The 15,021-nt window shown below is 68.8% G+C and carries 18 protein-coding genes; 12 read left to right on the top strand and 6 right to left on the bottom strand.

Annotated elements, in window-relative coordinates:
* Positions 1-358: 358 nt before the first annotated feature.
* The 4 genes from IEY82_RS40405 to IEY82_RS28455 all read left to right on the top strand — a co-directional run bounded on the left by IEY82_RS40405 (position 359) and on the right by IEY82_RS28455 (position 3,434).
* Positions 359-637, top strand: coding sequence for an FmdB family zinc ribbon protein (locus IEY82_RS40405; RefSeq protein ID WP_189127323.1), 279 nt, complete (start codon positions 359-361; stop codon positions 635-637).
* Between the two features lie 99 nt (positions 638-736).
* Entirely contained in the window at positions 737-1,402 is a 666-nt protein-coding gene (locus tag IEY82_RS28465) for an AmiS/UreI family transporter (RefSeq protein WP_189127445.1), read from the top strand.
* Positions 1,403-1,481: 79 nt separating this feature from the next.
* A complete protein-coding gene (fmdA, locus tag IEY82_RS28460; RefSeq protein WP_189127322.1) occupies positions 1,482-2,729 on the top strand; it encodes a formamidase in 1,248 nt (415 codons plus the stop codon).
* A gap of 276 nt (positions 2,730-3,005) precedes the next feature.
* Entirely contained in the window at positions 3,006-3,434 is a 429-nt protein-coding gene (locus IEY82_RS28455; RefSeq protein ID WP_189127321.1) for a hypothetical protein, read from the top strand.
* 53 nt (positions 3,435-3,487) lie between these two features.
* On the opposite strand, the gene IEY82_RS28450 is transcribed toward IEY82_RS28455, so the two are convergent.
* Entirely contained in the window at positions 3,488-4,264 is a 777-nt protein-coding gene (locus IEY82_RS28450; protein WP_189127320.1) for an alpha/beta fold hydrolase, read from the bottom strand.
* 57 nt (positions 4,265-4,321) lie between these two features.
* Here IEY82_RS28450 and IEY82_RS28445 point away from each other — a divergent pair, with 57 nt between their 5' ends.
* Positions 4,322-4,798, top strand: coding sequence for a MarR family winged helix-turn-helix transcriptional regulator (locus IEY82_RS28445; protein ID WP_225264005.1), 477 nt, complete (start codon positions 4,322-4,324; stop codon positions 4,796-4,798).
* A gap of 39 nt (positions 4,799-4,837) precedes the next feature.
* On the opposite strand, the gene IEY82_RS28440 is transcribed toward IEY82_RS28445, so the two are convergent.
* Positions 4,838-5,830, bottom strand: coding sequence for a GlxA family transcriptional regulator (locus tag IEY82_RS28440; protein ID WP_189127319.1), 993 nt, complete (start codon positions 5,828-5,830; stop codon positions 4,838-4,840).
* A gap of 52 nt (positions 5,831-5,882) precedes the next feature.
* Here IEY82_RS28440 and IEY82_RS28435 point away from each other — a divergent pair, with 52 nt between their 5' ends.
* Both IEY82_RS28435 and IEY82_RS28430 read left to right on the top strand, forming a co-directional pair.
* Positions 5,883-6,278, top strand: coding sequence for a cupin domain-containing protein (locus IEY82_RS28435; protein WP_189127318.1), 396 nt, complete (start codon positions 5,883-5,885; stop codon positions 6,276-6,278).
* A 122-nt stretch (positions 6,279-6,400) separates the two neighbouring features.
* Positions 6,401-7,384 carry a zinc-binding dehydrogenase gene (locus IEY82_RS28430; RefSeq protein ID WP_189127317.1) on the top strand — a complete coding sequence of 328 codons (984 nt, stop codon included), beginning with the start codon at positions 6,401-6,403 and terminating at the stop codon, positions 7,382-7,384.
* Between the two features lie 154 nt (positions 7,385-7,538).
* Here IEY82_RS28430 and IEY82_RS28425 read toward each other — a convergent pair whose 3' ends face one another.
* Complete coding sequence (locus IEY82_RS28425) at positions 7,539-7,964, bottom strand: hypothetical protein (protein ID WP_189127316.1); 426 nt, start codon at positions 7,962-7,964, stop codon at positions 7,539-7,541.
* A gap of 200 nt (positions 7,965-8,164) precedes the next feature.
* On the opposite strand from IEY82_RS28425, the gene IEY82_RS28420 reads away from it, so the two are divergent.
* The 3 genes from IEY82_RS28420 to IEY82_RS28410 all read left to right on the top strand — a co-directional run bounded on the left by IEY82_RS28420 (position 8,165) and on the right by IEY82_RS28410 (position 11,008).
* Positions 8,165-8,536 carry a YciI family protein gene (locus IEY82_RS28420; RefSeq protein ID WP_189127315.1) on the top strand — a complete coding sequence of 124 codons (372 nt, stop codon included), beginning with the start codon at positions 8,165-8,167 and terminating at the stop codon, positions 8,534-8,536.
* A 67-nt stretch (positions 8,537-8,603) separates the two neighbouring features.
* Entirely contained in the window at positions 8,604-9,842 is a 1,239-nt protein-coding gene (locus IEY82_RS28415) for an RNA polymerase sigma factor (protein WP_189127314.1), read from the top strand.
* 104 nt (positions 9,843-9,946) lie between these two features.
* The gene (locus IEY82_RS28410) at positions 9,947-11,008 is read left to right on the top strand and encodes a DUF418 domain-containing protein (protein WP_189127313.1); all 1,062 of its coding nucleotides are present in this window, start codon (positions 9,947-9,949) and stop codon (positions 11,006-11,008) included.
* A gap of 67 nt (positions 11,009-11,075) precedes the next feature.
* Here the strand turns inward: IEY82_RS28410 and sigJ are convergent, their stop codons facing one another.
* Positions 11,076-12,011, bottom strand: coding sequence for an RNA polymerase sigma factor SigJ (gene sigJ / locus IEY82_RS28405; protein ID WP_189127312.1), 936 nt, complete (start codon positions 12,009-12,011; stop codon positions 11,076-11,078).
* A 211-nt stretch (positions 12,012-12,222) separates the two neighbouring features.
* Here sigJ and wrbA point away from each other — a divergent pair, with 211 nt between their 5' ends.
* Entirely contained in the window at positions 12,223-12,831 is a 609-nt protein-coding gene (gene wrbA / locus IEY82_RS28400; RefSeq protein ID WP_189127311.1) for an NAD(P)H:quinone oxidoreductase, read from the top strand.
* Between the two features lie 12 nt (positions 12,832-12,843).
* Here wrbA and IEY82_RS28395 read toward each other — a convergent pair whose 3' ends face one another.
* Positions 12,844-13,329 (bottom strand): hypothetical protein, encoded by a 486-nt coding sequence (locus IEY82_RS28395; RefSeq protein WP_189127310.1) that lies wholly within the window; start codon positions 13,327-13,329, stop codon positions 12,844-12,846.
* A gap of 2 nt (positions 13,330-13,331) precedes the next feature.
* Positions 13,332-13,658 carry a PadR family transcriptional regulator gene (locus tag IEY82_RS28390; RefSeq protein ID WP_189127309.1) on the bottom strand — a complete coding sequence of 109 codons (327 nt, stop codon included), beginning with the start codon at positions 13,656-13,658 and terminating at the stop codon, positions 13,332-13,334.
* A gap of 182 nt (positions 13,659-13,840) precedes the next feature.
* Between IEY82_RS28390 and IEY82_RS28385 the strand changes: the two genes are divergently transcribed.
* Positions 13,841-14,809, top strand: a complete 969-nt coding sequence (locus IEY82_RS28385; RefSeq protein WP_189127308.1) for an AraC-like ligand-binding domain-containing protein — start codon at positions 13,841-13,843, stop codon at positions 14,807-14,809.
* Positions 14,810-15,021 lie beyond the last annotated feature (212 nt).

Genomic DNA, 15,021 nt, shown 5'->3' with positions numbered 1-15,021 from the left:
CTGCGCCTCTCGAACGGCGCGGCCCAGAACGGTCCAGAGCCGTCCGGAACGGTTCGGAAAGCTTCGGTGACGTCGCACTCCCGGCCGAGTCAAATGTCGGGAAATTTGCCGGCGCCATCGGGAAATCGTTCGCCGCGCCTCCACAAAGAATGGCCATGCGAAATGGCGCGGCGAACAGGTTTCAGCTTCGCGCCGGGATTTTTCGGCTGTTCCACGACCCAGCCGCCGACCTTGACATGGGTTTCCGCCAGAGGTTGTCTGAAAGTGCGGCCTCAATCGCCACAAGCGGTGATTGGATTGACGAGATTCGTTTACCAAAGGCCGGAAACAGTGGGCTCGACCTCCGGCGGGAGCGCCTATGGCAACCTACGAGTATCGCTGCCTTGATTGTGGGTCATTCGAGATACGCCTGCCCATAGGCACTGCCACGGCGGTGTGCGACTGCCCCGCGTGCCACCTCCCGGCGCCTCGCGTCTTCTCCGCGCCGTACCTCAACCAGGTGCCCACGGCCGTGTCCACCGCGCTCGCCCGCGAGGAGCAGGGACGGGAAGCACCCGAGGTCGTCACCGGTCTGCCTTCCAGGGGGCGCCGCCCGCCGCCGCAGCACCCCGCACTGCGACGCCTTCCCCGGCCCTGACGGGCCGACGGGGTCGCGCGCCACGGGCCGGATCGCTCGGCACGGTCGGCACGGTCGGCCGGAAACCATCCATCACGAGCACAAGGAGGTGCGTTGCTGATGGGAGCCGTCGGGCTACTTTATGTCGGCGCGGTGCTCTTCCTGAACGGACTGATGCTCCTGAAGAAGGTGGAGCCACGTGCGGCCGCGATCTTCAATCTCTTCGTCGGGGCCCTGCAGGTGGTCACGCCCACCGTGCTGATCATCGCCAATCCCGACGTGCCGGCCGCACTCCTGAACGCGTCGGGGCTCTATCTCTTCGGTTTCACCTATCTCTATGTCGGGATCACCCTGCTGGGCGGATTCGACTCCACGGGAGTCGGCTACTTCTCCTTGTTCGTGGCCATCATGGCGCTCGGCTACTCGTACGCGAACTTTCAACTCCTGGCCGACCCGGCGTTCGGGGTCATCTGGCTCTACTGGGCCTTCCTGTGGACCCTGTTCTTCGTGCTGCTGGGACTGAAGCGCGAGGAGATCACCAGATACACCGGCTGGGTCGCGGCGATCCAGGGGTGGGTCACGGCGGCGATCCCCGCGTTCATGATCCTCACTGGCTACTGGGTGAACCTGGGTCTCTACGCCCTCATCCTCGCCGTCTTCGGCCTGGTGGTCTTCATCGGGCTGTGGCTGCTCGCCCGGCAGCGGGAGCTCACCGCCACGACACCGGGCGCAGGCGAGGGGTCGATGGGCGCCCATGACGACAAGCATCGCCATCACTGGACTTAGCACACCGTGAACCCGTGGTCGCGACAGGAGGTGGTACGGCAGGCGCAGGACACCGTTATTCGAAGAAAGGCCGATCATCATGCCCAAGGTCATATTCAGCATAGACCAGTCGAAATCCATGCGTGATCAGAAAATACCCGGCCACAACCGGTGGCACCCGGATGTCCCGGTGGCCGACATGGTGCACCCGGGAGATGAATTCCGGATCGAATGCAGAGAATGGACCGACGCCCAGATAGGCAACAACGACTCCGCGAACGACGTACGAGACGTCGATCTGACCGTCGCGCACGTGCTGAGCGGGCCCATCGGGGTGGACGGAGCCGAGCCGGGTGATCTGCTGATCGTCGACATCCTCGATCTCGGCCCGGTTCCGCAGCAGATGGGACAGGCGCCCGGACAGGGGTGGGGCTATACCGGAATCTTCGCCAAGGCGAACGGCGGCGGCTTCCTGACCGACTACTTCCCCGACGCCTACAAGGCGATCTGGGACTTCCACGGAATGTCCGCCACATCCCGTCACCTGCCGGGTGTGCGGTTCACCGGCATCACCCATCCCGGGCTGTTCGGCACCGCGCCGTCGGCGGCACTGCTCGAGTCCTGGAACCGCCGGGAGCAGGCGCTCATCGACACCGATCCGCACCGGGTCCCGCCGCTGGGCCTGCCGCCGTTGCCCGAGAACGCCATCACCGGCACGGCGATGGGCGACGTGATGGAGCGGATCGCCAACGAGGGCGCCCGCACCGTCCCGGCACGCGAGAACGGCGGCAACCACGACATCAAGAACTTCACCCGTGGAGCGAGGGTCTTCTACCCGGTGCACGTGAAGGACGCCAAACTGTCCGGAGGTGACCTGCACTTCAGCCAGGGCGACGGCGAGATCACCTTCTGCGGCGCGATCGAGATGGGCGGTTACATCGACTTCCACGTCGACCTCATCAAGGGCGGCATGGAGAAGTACGGTGTCACCACCAACCCGGTCTTCATGCCGGGGAACGTCGAGCCCCGATACTCCGAGTTCCTCTCGTTCATCGGGATCTCGGTCGACCACGACACCGATACCAACTACTACCTCGACGCGACGGTGGCCTACCGCAGGGCCTGCCTCAACGCCGTCGAGTATCTGAAGAAGTGGGGCTACACCGGCGAGCAGGCGTACCTGCTCCTCGGCTCGGCTCCGATCGAGGGGCGAGTCAGCGGGATCGTCGACATTCCCAACGCGTGCTGCTCGCTCTACCTGCCCACCGGCATCTTCGACTTCGACGTCCGTCCGACCGCGGAAGGGCCGGTGAAGATGGACCGGGGACAGTGCGCCGTGACGACCTGACCGCCACGCCGTGACGTGAACCCCTGCCTGGAATCATCACCAGGCAGGGGTTCGCGGCATTTTTCGTTAAAAATATGGTCAAATTCTATTTTGCGATACAGGTACGCCTGGCGGTCGTCCCGTACGCCTTCCGCGCCAGCTCAGCGCCCCGCGCAAGCCCTGCCAGCCCTTTCATCAGGACCACACGTACGATAAATCACGCTCAAATTCCGGTTATCCTCGCGTATAGCCATAAATAACTCCGGAACACGAGCGCCCCCTTGAAAGGTCTGATCGATGAACAACGACGCCGTGTGGGTCCGGGGCGTGACAGGCATCCAGCTGCACCACACCACCGACCTCCAGGACGCCGGCCGTTTCCTGGGCAACGCCGTGATGGCGCTGCGGGCGGCACACGTACGAACCGGCGACGACCGGTACTCCGACCTCGCCACCCAGCTCAAGGCCATGGTGGCCGAGACGCGGGCGCTGGAGACCCAGGCGCGGTCGCGCATGGAGGGGCTGCACGCGACGGACCCCGAGCAGTTCGTACGCTGCCGCGAAGGCGAGGACCCCTGGCCCGACGAGATCCAGGCAGGGTTCGTCCCGCGTCACACCTGCAACGACCGGTGCCTCTACCACGACCACGACGTCCTTGAGGCGATCATGCAGTGCACCTGCGGACGGCCCCCGTGCCGCGCGTGCGCGATCGCCGGCGCGCCGTGAGCCTCCGGCTCCGCGCCGGCCGTACGCCCTGATCGAGAGGGACGACATGACGGTCACACGGTGCGCAGGAAGTCTTCGAGGATCTTGTTGAAGAGGTCCGGGCGTTCCATGTTCGGGTAGTGGGCGGTCCCGTCGATCGAGATGGCGCGGCCGTTGACGACCGTGCCGGCGAGGCGTTCGGCCATGCCGATGTGGTCGGGCGAGTCGACGGCGCCGTTGACGGCGAGCACCGGAACGTCGATTCCGGCGGCGCGCTCCCAGGTGTCGCGCACCGGCACGAGCCGGTCGGGTTCGCCGGCGGTGTGCTTGGACATGGTGTCCCGGGCCAGCCGCCGCAGGTGGCTCACGACGCCGGGATCGAGATCGTCGAGGGTGCGGTGCGGCCCCGCCGCGAACCGCATGAATCCCTCGATCGAGGCGTCCAGGTCGCCGGCGGCCATCGCCGAGTGCCACGTGGTCAGCGCTTGGGTGGTCCAGGGGTCGGTGAAGTACGGCTCGCTGGTGCCGGCGCCGCTGACGACCACGGCGCTGACCAAGTCGGGGTGCTCCAGCGCCGTGTCGACCGCGATGCCCGCCCCCATGGAGACTCCGACCAGGATGGCGGGGCCGGTGTCCAGGTGGCGCAGCAGCGCGGCGAGGTCGTCGGTGAGCCGGAACGGCTCGGTGGCGTTGGCCGAGCGGCCATGGCCGCGGGCGTCGGGCGCGATGACGCGGTATCCCGGGGCGAGGGCCGGGATCTGGTCGTCCCACATGCCGTGGTCCACGAAGCCGCCGTGCAGCAGAACGAGGGGCCGACCGGAGCCGGTGTCGAGCCAGAACAAGTCATTCATGACAACCAAGGTGTCATCATTGGCGCACAATGACAACTCAGGTGTCATCATGGTGGAGTGAGCGACACAGAGCGTGCCCAGGCGTCCGAAGAGCTGACCGACCGGCTCATGGAGGTGTTCGACCTGGTAGGGCCGCTGTACCGGCGCGCCCAGCGCAAGGTCGAGCAGGACGCGCCCATCGAGGGCCTGTCGGTCGGGGTACGGGCCGTGCTCAACATGCTGCGTGAGCACGGGCCCATGACCGTCCCCCAGATGGGCCGGGCTCAGGCGTTGAGCCGCCAGTTCGTCCAACGCATGATCAACGACGCGGCCGCGCGCCACCTCGTCGAGTCAGTCCCCAACCCGGCGCACCAGCGGTCGTCGCTCATCCGGCTGACCGAGGAGGGGCGCGCCGCCATCACCGCCGTCATGGCCCGCGAGCGCGCGGTGCTGAGCCAGATCGGCGGCGACCTGACCGAGGCCGAGGTCGCCACCTGCATCCGGGTGCTCTCCCGCCTCCTCCAACTCGTCGACAACGTCGACCTGGACGGCTGACGTGGCCGGCAGCGCCCTTCGGCCATGGGCGCCCCGCCGTCAACTCGTCTCAGGCCCGAACCTGCGCCTGTAGGCCGACGGAGTGATGCCGGTCGCGCGACGCATCAGCGTGCGCAAATTGGCGGCGGTGCCGAGCCCGCTGCTCCGCGCGACCATCTCGAAGCGAGACTCACCTCGCTCGATCAACCGGCACGCCAAGGCAAGTCGTTCTCCCGTGAGCCACGTCAACGGCGTCGTGCCCAGTTGCGCCTGGAAGCGGCGATGCAGCGTCGCCGGACTGACCGCCGCACGCGCCGCGAGGTCGGACACCGTGAGCGGCGAGTCGAGGCGTTCCTGGGCCCAGGCCAGGACAGGAGCCAAGGACTCGTCCGGCAGGTCGGGTATGGGACGCTCCACGAACTGCCGCTGCCCACCGTCCCGATGTGCCGCGAAGACCAGGCGCCGGCTCACAGAGTTGGCGATCTCCGCGCCGTGGTCGCGGCGGACCACATGCAGCCCAAGGTCGAGGGCGGCCGCGCTCCCCGCTGCGGTGAGAATGTCCCCGTCATCCACGAACAGCACGTCTGACTCGAACTGGACCGAAGGGAAGCGGGCCTGGAAGGAATCCGCCCACTGCCAGTGCGCGGTGGCCCGGCGCCCGTCGAGCACTCCGGCCTCGGCCAGCGTGAAAGCGCCGCTGCAGAAGCCGACCAGGCGCGCACCACGCGCGTGCGCCCGCCGGATGGCGGCGAGCACGGACCTGCGGCGGGGCACCTCGACGTCGGGGCGGTTGGGGACGATCAAGGTGTCCGCCGTGTCGGCCACCTCCAGGTCGCCGACTCCGGTAAGCGTGAAGAATCCGTCCCGCATCAGGGTGCGAGGCTCAGGCGAACAGAGCCTGAAGTCGTAGAGATCACGACCGATCTCCGGTCTGCGCAGACCGAAGACCTCGGTCGCGCAGCCGAGCTCGAAGGGGTTCGAGTTCTCGTCCACGATCACGACGACCCGGTGCACGCCCGTCGCGCGCACTGCGTGCGAGGATTCTTTCGCCATGTGCTATTCCTAGCACTCACGCCGACCACGCGAAACGGCGAAGGATCACCTCATGAGCAACGAACCGATCCCCCTCAGCAAGGCTTTGGCCTCCTTCGACGCCCTGTGGAGCCCGCGTATCGTCACGCGCGTCAACGACTATGACGTCCGCGTCGCCAAGGTCGAGGGCGAACACCTCTGGCACGTCCACGACGACACCGACGAGTTCTTCCTCGTACTCGACGGAGAGCTGCGCATCTCCTTGCGCGAGCCCGCCGGGGAGCGCACGGTCGTGCTCCCCCGGGGTGCGGTCTTCACCGTCCCCCGAGGCACGGAGCACAAGCCTTACGCTCCGTCCGGCACCGCCATCCTGATGTTCGAGCCCACCGGGACACCGTCCGTGGGCGATCGCCACGATGAGATCCCGGACCACGTGGACGCGACCACCGGGCACGCACTCGACACCTGAGCCGACAGGCTTCGCTCAGAACGGCATGGGAGGTCGGCCGACGGGCCGACCGGCCCTTGACCTCAACCATCCTTCAGGTTGAACACTGAGCCATCACGACGTCTCACGTAAAGGTGTTCACCATGCGCGCAATCCAGGTGGCCTCGTTCGGCGGTCCGGAAGCACTGTCCGCTGTGGACCTGCCCGACCCGGTGCCCGGATCCGGCCAGGTCGTCGTCGGTATGGCCGCGGCGGATGTCATCTTTCTGGACACTCTCCTGCGCGGCGGCTGGGGTCAGGACTTCTTCCCACGGACCCTGCCGTACGTGCCAGGCGGCGGCGGAGCGGGTGAGGTGGTGGAGACCGGCCAAGGCGTGGATCCGGCATGGATCGGTCGGCGCGTGGTCGTACGGACCGGCACCGGGTACGCCGAACGGATCGTCGCGGGCGAGCAGGAGATCATGCCGATACCCGACGGTCTGGCCGCCGAGACGGCGGCGGCACTGGTGCACGACGGCGTGACCGCGCTCAACCTGGACCGGCTGGGCAGGCCGGAGAAGGGAGAATGGGTGCTGGTGTCGGCGGCGGCCGGTGGAGCCGGGTCACTGCTGGTGCAACTGGCCGTCGACGCTGGAGCCCGGGTGGTGGCCGCCGCGTCCAGCGACGCCAAACTGGCACTCGCCCGTGAGCTGGGCGCCGAGGTCGTCGTCGACTACACGCGGCCAGACTGGATCGAGCGGGTGCGTGAGGCCACCGATGGCGGTGCCGCCCTGGTATACGACGGCGCGGGCGGCCCGCTCGGCACGGACACTGTCCATGCGGTGTCCGATGGCGGCCGATTCGTCACCTACGGCACGGCCGACGGCTTCGCCGCTCCGGACCCAGAGTCGGCCACGAGCCGCGGCGTACGGGTGCACACCCCGCTCCTCGACGGTCCACCGGACCAGGAGACCGTGCGCGCGTTGCTGAGCCTGGCACTGGAACGGGCCGCGGAGGGACGGCTGCGGCCGGCGATCGGCGCCACCTACCCACTGGAGCGTGCCGCCGATGCCCACCGCGCACTGGCCGCGCGCACCACGGTGGGCAAGTCACTGCTGCTGGTGGGCGCTGAACGGCCGGCCGACTAGAGATCGCCTTCGACGCCCTGCTCATCTCTGACCGGGACCGGCACCCGAGCAAGCGGAGTCGCCGCGGCGTTACGCACCGTCCGGGTGAACGGCCGGGAACGGCGGTCCCCCTGTTCAGGTGAGCCCACCGCTTCCGGCCATGCCGGGGACGGCTTCAGATGCGGGTCATGCTCGACTCGTATCCGCCCCCGCCGGGGTAGACCCATTCGCCGGTGACCGTGGCGTCGTCGGCGCTGAACGTGCCCTCGTAGTACGCCGGGCTGCCCTTGGCCCCGGCCCAGATGGTCAGCTTGTCGCCGTTCAGCTCGTAGACGTAGTCGAAGGTGTTGCCGACCGAGTCGTAGAACCGCGACACCACGTCCGCGCCGACCGGCTCGCCGAACGGGCGCAGGTTTCCGATCACCTCCAGCCCGGTGACCGGCTGGCCGAACTGGCTGAGCTCGACGTGCTGGAGCAGGAAGAACCGGCCCGGCATCCACTCGTACCGCACGGTTCCCTCGGCGCCGCCGGTAACCGCCCAGGTGCCGACCAGGCGCTCCAGAGCCTTCAGTTCGGCGCTCGGCTGGTTGTTCTCAGACATCTCGTCCTCCTCGGTGAGTTCCTGCCGCTACCTCGAAGCCGGCCCCCGCACCTCGACACCCGGCGTGTGTGATGTGGATCACATCGCGGCCAGGTCGAGATCCCAGGTCCGGCTTCGAGGTACCGGCACGAACCCGTCCTCGCGCCGCTCCGTCTGACCCCGGGCACCGTCGCACGGGCACGATCGAAGAGGATTTCCTCATGAAGTATCTGCTGCTCAGCTACACTCCCGCCGCCGCGTGGGACGCCGCGACCGCCGACACACCGTCCGATGAGGCGATGGCCGCGTTCGCCGCGTACCAGCTGTTCGAGAAGGAGCTGATCGAGACCGGCGAGTTCGTTGGCAGCGAGGGCCTCGGCCACCCGGCGGTCAGCACCACGGTGCGCAGAACCGCGGACGGCGTGGTGGCGACCGACGGACCGTTCGCCGAGCTCAAGGAGGTCCTGGCCAGCTTCGCGGTGATCGACGTGGCCGGCCATGAACGAGCCGTCGAGATCGGCTCGCGGATCGCCGAGGTGCTGGGTGAGCCGATCGAGATCCGGCCGATCATGGGCGAGGACTTCACGGCATGATCGATCGTACCGAGCGACGCCTGGCCGGAGCGGAGTGGCGGGAGGGCACGCGAGGGGCGGCCTCCGCATGACCACGGACGTCGAGCGACTGCTGCGCGCGGAGGCGCCGCAGGTGCTCGGCGCGTTGGTACGGCGGTTCGGACACTTCGACATCGCCGAGGACGCGCTGCAGGAGGCGATGCTCACCGCGAGCCGGACGTGGCAGGCCGACGGCGTGCCGGACGACCCGCGCAGCTGGCTGATCCGGATCGGCTACCGGCGGATGGTCGACCTGCTCCGCTCCGACCAGGCCCGGCGCCGGCGCGAGCGGGAAGCCGGACTGACCGAACTGGCCATGCAGGAACCGGCCCGCCGGGCGGGTCCTCCTCAGGAGAGCGACGACAGCCTCACCCTGCTGCTGCTCTGCTGCCACCCCGCGCTGAGCACCACGTCCCAGGTGGCGCTCACGCTGCGCGCGGTGGGCGGTCTGACGACCGCCGAGATCGCACACGCCTACGGGACCACCGAGAACACCATGGGTACGCGGATCAGCCGCGCCAAACAGCGACTGGCCCGGGCCGGCGCCCGCTTCACACCGCCGGAGGAAACGGACCGCGACAGTCGGATGGCCGCCGTGACGCAGGTGCTCTATCTGATCTTCAACGAGGGCTACACGGCCTCCACCGGCGTCGAGCTCGCCCGCGTCGACCTGACCCGCGAAGCGATCCGGCTGACCCGCATGCTCCGTGACTCCCTGCCGGACGACGCCGAGGTGACCGGGCTGCTCGCGCTGATGCTGCTCACCGAGTCGCGGCGCACCGCCCGTACCGACGACGACGAGCTGGTGCCGCTGGAGGAGCAGGATCGGACCCGGTGGGATTCCCGGCTGATCCGCGAAGGCACCGAGCTGATCGACCGCGCCTGGAGCCGGCGGATGGTGGGCCCGTACCAGTTGCAGGCGGCGATCGCGTCCGTGCACGCCGCCGCCGCCGGCCCGGCGGAGACGGACTGGCCGCAGATCGCGGCGCTGTACCTGTGGCTCGAACGGCTCACCCCGACCGCGCCGGTGCGGCTCAGCCGGGTGGTCGCGGTGGCCCAGGCGTACGGGCCGGCCAGGGGGCTGGCCCTGCTCGACGACCTCAACCGGCGCCACCGGCTGGATCAGGAACCACTCACCCGGCAACGGGAACGCGCGGTGCGCGCCCACCTGTTCCAGCTGACCGGCGACACGGCCGGGGCGGCGACGCTGTACCGCGAGGCGGCCACCTTGACGGACAACCAGGTAGAGCGGCGATACCTGCTCGGCCGGGCCGACCGCCTCGGCTGACGGGTCAGCCCGGCACAGAATCGGCTGGAAGTACGGTCCGGACCGCCGAACAACCTCCTTTCGACCGATCCGGCATCGGCCCGGGGACCACAGAATCAAGCCCCATGCCGCAGGAAAAACACCCCCCGACACCGCAGGCCGCCGGATCGGCGCACCCCGCCACGACGCCCTCCGACCAGCCGCGGATCGCCGCGCTCGACGTGCTGCGAGGGTTCGCCTTATGCGGAATCCTGGTGGCCAACGTCAAGCCGATCGCCCACATGGTCCACACCGTGTCGACCACGCAGCCCGTGGTGGCGACGAGCCAGGACGGCTCCTGGCTGGGGCTGGGGCTCTTCGTCGACCAGCGCTTCTTCCCGATCTTCTCGCTGCTGTTCGGCATCGGTTTCTCGCTACTGGTGAGATCCGCGGGACGACGGGTGCCGCGTCCGCGCGTGCTCCTGCTGCGCCGGCTCCTGGCCCTGCTCGCCATCGGCCTGGCTCACATGTTCCTGCTGTGGCGGGGCGACATCCTGACCATCTATGCCATCGTCGGCCTGCTGGTGCTGCTGCCCTCGACCTGGCTGCCGCGCTGGGCCGTCGCGGGACTCGCGGCCGTTCTCATCGTGACGCCGCTGATCCTCGGCGGCAACGGCGTGCCCCTGGTGCCCGGACTGTTCCTCCTGGGCTCGGCGTTGACCCGTTACGGGGTGATCGACCGGATCGAGGGCTCTGTTCGGGTTCCGGCCGCGCTGGGCCTGGTCTTCGCGGCGGGAGCGTTGCCCGCGGTGTGGCTACAGGTCCGGACACCGATCGACGACGCGCACCTCAACACCTGGTTCGGCCTCGCCGGGGCGCTGATGGCGGGCGTCTACGTGTGCGCCCTGCTGCTCCTGCTCAGGACGCCGCTCCGGCCGGTGCTTCAGACGGTTTTCGCCCCGCTGGGCCGGATGGCGCTGACCAACTACCTGTCCGCCACGGTCCTCGTCCTGCTGGCCGCCCGCCTCATCGGCAGCGTCCCGGACGGCTGGTCCTCGGCGACGGTGCTCCTGATCGCCGGAGCCATCCTCATCCCCCAGTGGCTGGTGTCCACGCTCTGGCTGCGTCGCTATCGCCAAGGTCCTCTCGAATGGCTCTGGCGCTGGGCCACCTGGGTCAGCCGTCCACCTCTGCGCCGCACCCCCTGACCGCCGGCCGCACGCGCTGACGACCCGCGAAGCTGCCCGTAGCCGGTCCGGCGGTACGAGACGCGCGTCAGCCCGTCGTCCACGTCCGGAGCTTCTCCGGGTTGCGTACCGCCCAGATCTGCTTGATCCGGTCGCCTGCGACGTCGAACGCCATCACCACCACGGTGACGCCGTCCTGCTGAGTCACCAGACCGGGCTGGCCGTTGACCGTGCGCTCCAGCATCGTCAGGTCGGGCACCTCGCCGACGATGTCGACGAGGGCGCGCGCGATCCGCTCGCCGCCTTCGATGGGGTGGAGCACGGCGCTGACCAGGCCGCCGCCGTCGGCGATCGCCGCGGCGTCGGGATCGAGCAGGCCGATGAGGGCGTCGATGTCCTTGGCCTCCCACGCCTGCTTGAAGTCCCTGACGATGTCGGCGCGCGGGGTCGACGGAACCGCGCACGCCTGCGACGCGCGGATGCGGCGCCGGGCCGAGGAGGCCAGCTGGCGGCATGCCGCCGGCGTGCGGCCGACGATCTCGGCCACTTCGGCGAAGGAGTAGCGGAAGACATCGTGCAGGATGAACGCGACCCGCTCGGCAGGGGTCATCGATTCGAGCACGACGAGGAAGGCCATGTTGATGGACTCGTCGAGAGTGACCCGGTCGGCCGGGTCGACGGTGGTGCCGCCCCGCCGTCCGCTGATCCACTCCGTACGATCGGGCAGCGGCTCCGGGATCCATTCGCCCACGTAGCTCTCGCGCCGGGCCCGTGCCGAGCCGAGCAGGTCGAGGCAGATGCGACTGGCGACCTTCGTCAGCCAGCCGCCGGGCGATTCGATGGCCTCCTGCTGTCGCCGGGACATGGCGTACCAGCGGGCGTACGTCTCCTGTACGACGTCCTCGGCGTCGGCCAGGGAGCCGAGCAGCCGGTACGCGAGATTGATCAGCTGACGCCGCTCGCTCATGATCGCGCTCAGGCCCGGATCGAGCCGGCCGTCTTCTGGCTGGGGTGGGGTGGTCATGGTGCCGCCGACTTCCTTTGTCGCGTCTGTCCTCATGAGATCGACGAGACAACCGCCTGGAATGTGAGGTTGGCGATGTGAGGTTGGCGAATGTGAGGTTGGCCGCATCGCCTCACATTCTGAGGGGTCGTCTCGTCGTACTGCTGAGACGAACGCCATTTCCGCCGGTACTCATGCGCAGGCTGGATCCGGCGAAGAGAGGAAACCCACCATGGAACCCGTGAACGTCGCCATCATCTACTACAGCGCCACCGGCACCGTGCACGCCCTGGCGCGAGCCGCCGCCGAGGGCGCGGAGAAGGCCGGCGCACAGGTGCGGCTGCGCAAGGTCGCCGAACTGGCCCCACCGGCGGCGATCAACGCCAAGCCCGCCTGGGCCCAGCACCTCCAGGACACCGCCGACGTCGCCGAGGCCGGCCTCGACGACCTGGACTGGGCCGACGTGGTGTTGTTCGGCACCCCCACCCGCTTCGGCAACCCGGCCAGCCAGCTCAGGGCGTTCATCGAAACCACCGGCGGCCTGTGGGCACGGGGCAGGCTCGCCGACAAGGTCTATTCGGCGTTCACCGCCAGCAACACCGCCCACGGCGGACAGGAGTCCACCCTCCTGGCGCTGGGGAACACGTTCTACCACTGGGGCGGCATCATCGTGCCACCCGGCTACACCGACCCCGTCCAGTTCAAGTCGGGCAATCCCTACGGCACCTCCCACGTGGTCGGCGATGGTCCGCCCAACGACGTGTCCTTGGAGGCGGCCCGCTACCAGGCCCGGCGCGCCGTCGACACCGCCGCCGCACTCAAGGCCGGGGGATCGTCTTGACGCCGTCAACGTTCATTGGCCGATGGGTGTGCCCTCGTGGTCGAACTCGTGTCTGCTCAGCTGGTAGCGGCGCAGGGTCGGCCGGCTGAGATAGCCGACCATGAGGAGGAGCGCCGAGGCGATCACCAGGTCGCCCCAGAGGAGACCTCCGGGGGCGATGAAGGTCCACAGGGGCGACGTGAGGAGCAGCCACGCCATGTACTGCCGCGCCAGGTACCACTTACCGACCAGGTCGTCGCGTGCCCACCAGCGGTAGGCGTAGGGAAGGCGCTTGTGCAACAGCCGGTATCTCGCCCAGTGCCACAGTGGTGGGCGCTCGCGCAGGCGCAGGACGATGCCGCCACGTACGACGTCGAGCGAGTCGCGCAGGGTGGGCCAGGCGCGCTCCGGCTCCGCCAGGTCGAGCAACGTGCCGATCAACTCCTCGCCGCGCGCCTGTCGATAGCGGGACGGGTAGGCCTGCAGAAGGAGTCGGCAGCGGCGTTCGTAGGAATTCATGATCACGTCCCGGGCTGAAGTCGTGAGCCGAGTCGGCGTTGCGCGGTCGCGGCGAGCCTGGTCAGTCGGGCGGTCTCCTCGGCCAGGAGCTCGGCGCCCTGGCCGGTCAGTTCGTAGTAGCGGCGGTGACGGCCGTCCACGACCTCTTCGCTGTCTACGCGGGCGAGCCCCGTTCTGGTCAGGCGGTCGAGTGCTCCGTAGAGGGTGCCCGCGCCGAGGCGTACGCGGTCCTCCGACAACTCCCGCACGGCTTTGATCACGCCGTAACCGTGAAGGGGACCTTCGGAAAGGGCCAGCAGCACAAGGTAGCTCTGTTCGCGTAGCGCCATAGTCGATATATATCGTCATCCGTACTATGGGGCAAGAGGGGGCGGCGACGGCGCTCCGAACGCCCCTTCGGTGTACGGCCGGTAGGCGGGGACGGCAGCGGTCGGCCAGAATGGTCGTGCGGATTGCGCCCTTCAGGCCGATCATGGTCGCGCTCGATGATCTTCCGGGATCGGAGGACGGGTTGGCTGTTCTGATCCGGGCGAGTGATGTGCCCGCCGCGGACCGGGTGGATGCCTGGCTGAGCGTCGTGTGCGACATCCTGGGGCCGCTGGACGTACGGATGGATCGGGACGCCGACCTGCGGGGACAGATCGAGTCGGGCTGGCTCGGCCCGGTCGGTGTCGGCAGGATCCAGACGACGACGCCGCACCGCGTTCTGCGGACGCCCGGCTTGATCCGGAAGGAAGCCCCGAAGCTCTACCGGGTGGTGATGCCCGTGTCCGGGACCATCCTGGTCGAGCAGGACGGCCGCGCGGCGCGGCTGGGGCCGGGCGACCTCACCGTCTACGATTTCTCCCGGCCCTACGAGCTGGTCTACGACACGACGGTGGAGCTGGCCGTCTTCAGCTTCACCCGCGAGATGCTGGCCGTGCCCGCCGATCCGGCGGCCCGGCTGACGGCCGTCGCGATCTCCGGGAGCGACGGCACGGCGGCGTTGGCGGCGCCGCTGCTGGCCCGGGTGGCCCGCGACGTGGAGACCTACCAGCCGGCCAGCGCGGCCCGGGTGTCCACGGTGGTGATGGACCTGCTGGCCACCACCATCGCCGAGCAGGTGTCCCAGCTCCCGGCGCTCGATCCGGAGACCCGCGAACGGGTGCTGCTGCGGCACGTGCACACCTTCATCGAGCAGCACCTGGGCGACGTCGGCCTCGGTCCCGCGACGGTCGCGGCGGCGCACCATGTCTCGCTGCGATACCTGCACCGCCTGTTCGCGTCGCAGGACACCACGCTCGCGGCATGGATCCGGCACCGCAGGCTCGAACGCTGCCGCCGCGACCTGGCCGACCCGGTCAATTTCGACCAGCCGGTCAGCAGCATCGCGGCCCGCTGGGGACTGCCCGACCTGGCGCACTTCAGCCGGCTGTTCCGGCGGGCGTACGGGATGCCCCCCGTTGAGTACCGCCGAGCGAGCCTGACACCGAGTGGCTGAGGCCCGGCACGGATCGTCAAGCGCCTGGCACGCAGCCGCAAGCCCGGCGAGCGGCCGATCAGCATGCTGGAGACCACAAGGAACTCGGACCTAGAAGCAACAAGGAGAGTCAGCTTCTCAGCCCTGAAGGGACTGAGCTTGCAGCTCCTGGCCGTCGGTGGTTTCGACGGTTTGGTCCGCGTCAGGCAGCGTGACTCACTGCCCAGCCCGTC

It is taken from the genome of Nonomuraea cavernae (genome assembly GCF_014646355.1).
Taxonomy (GTDB): domain Bacteria; phylum Actinomycetota; class Actinomycetes; order Streptosporangiales; family Streptosporangiaceae; genus Nonomuraea; species Nonomuraea cavernae.
The sequence above is the reverse complement of the archived record's forward strand: the minus strand, read 5'-3'. Positions and strand labels throughout refer to the sequence as shown.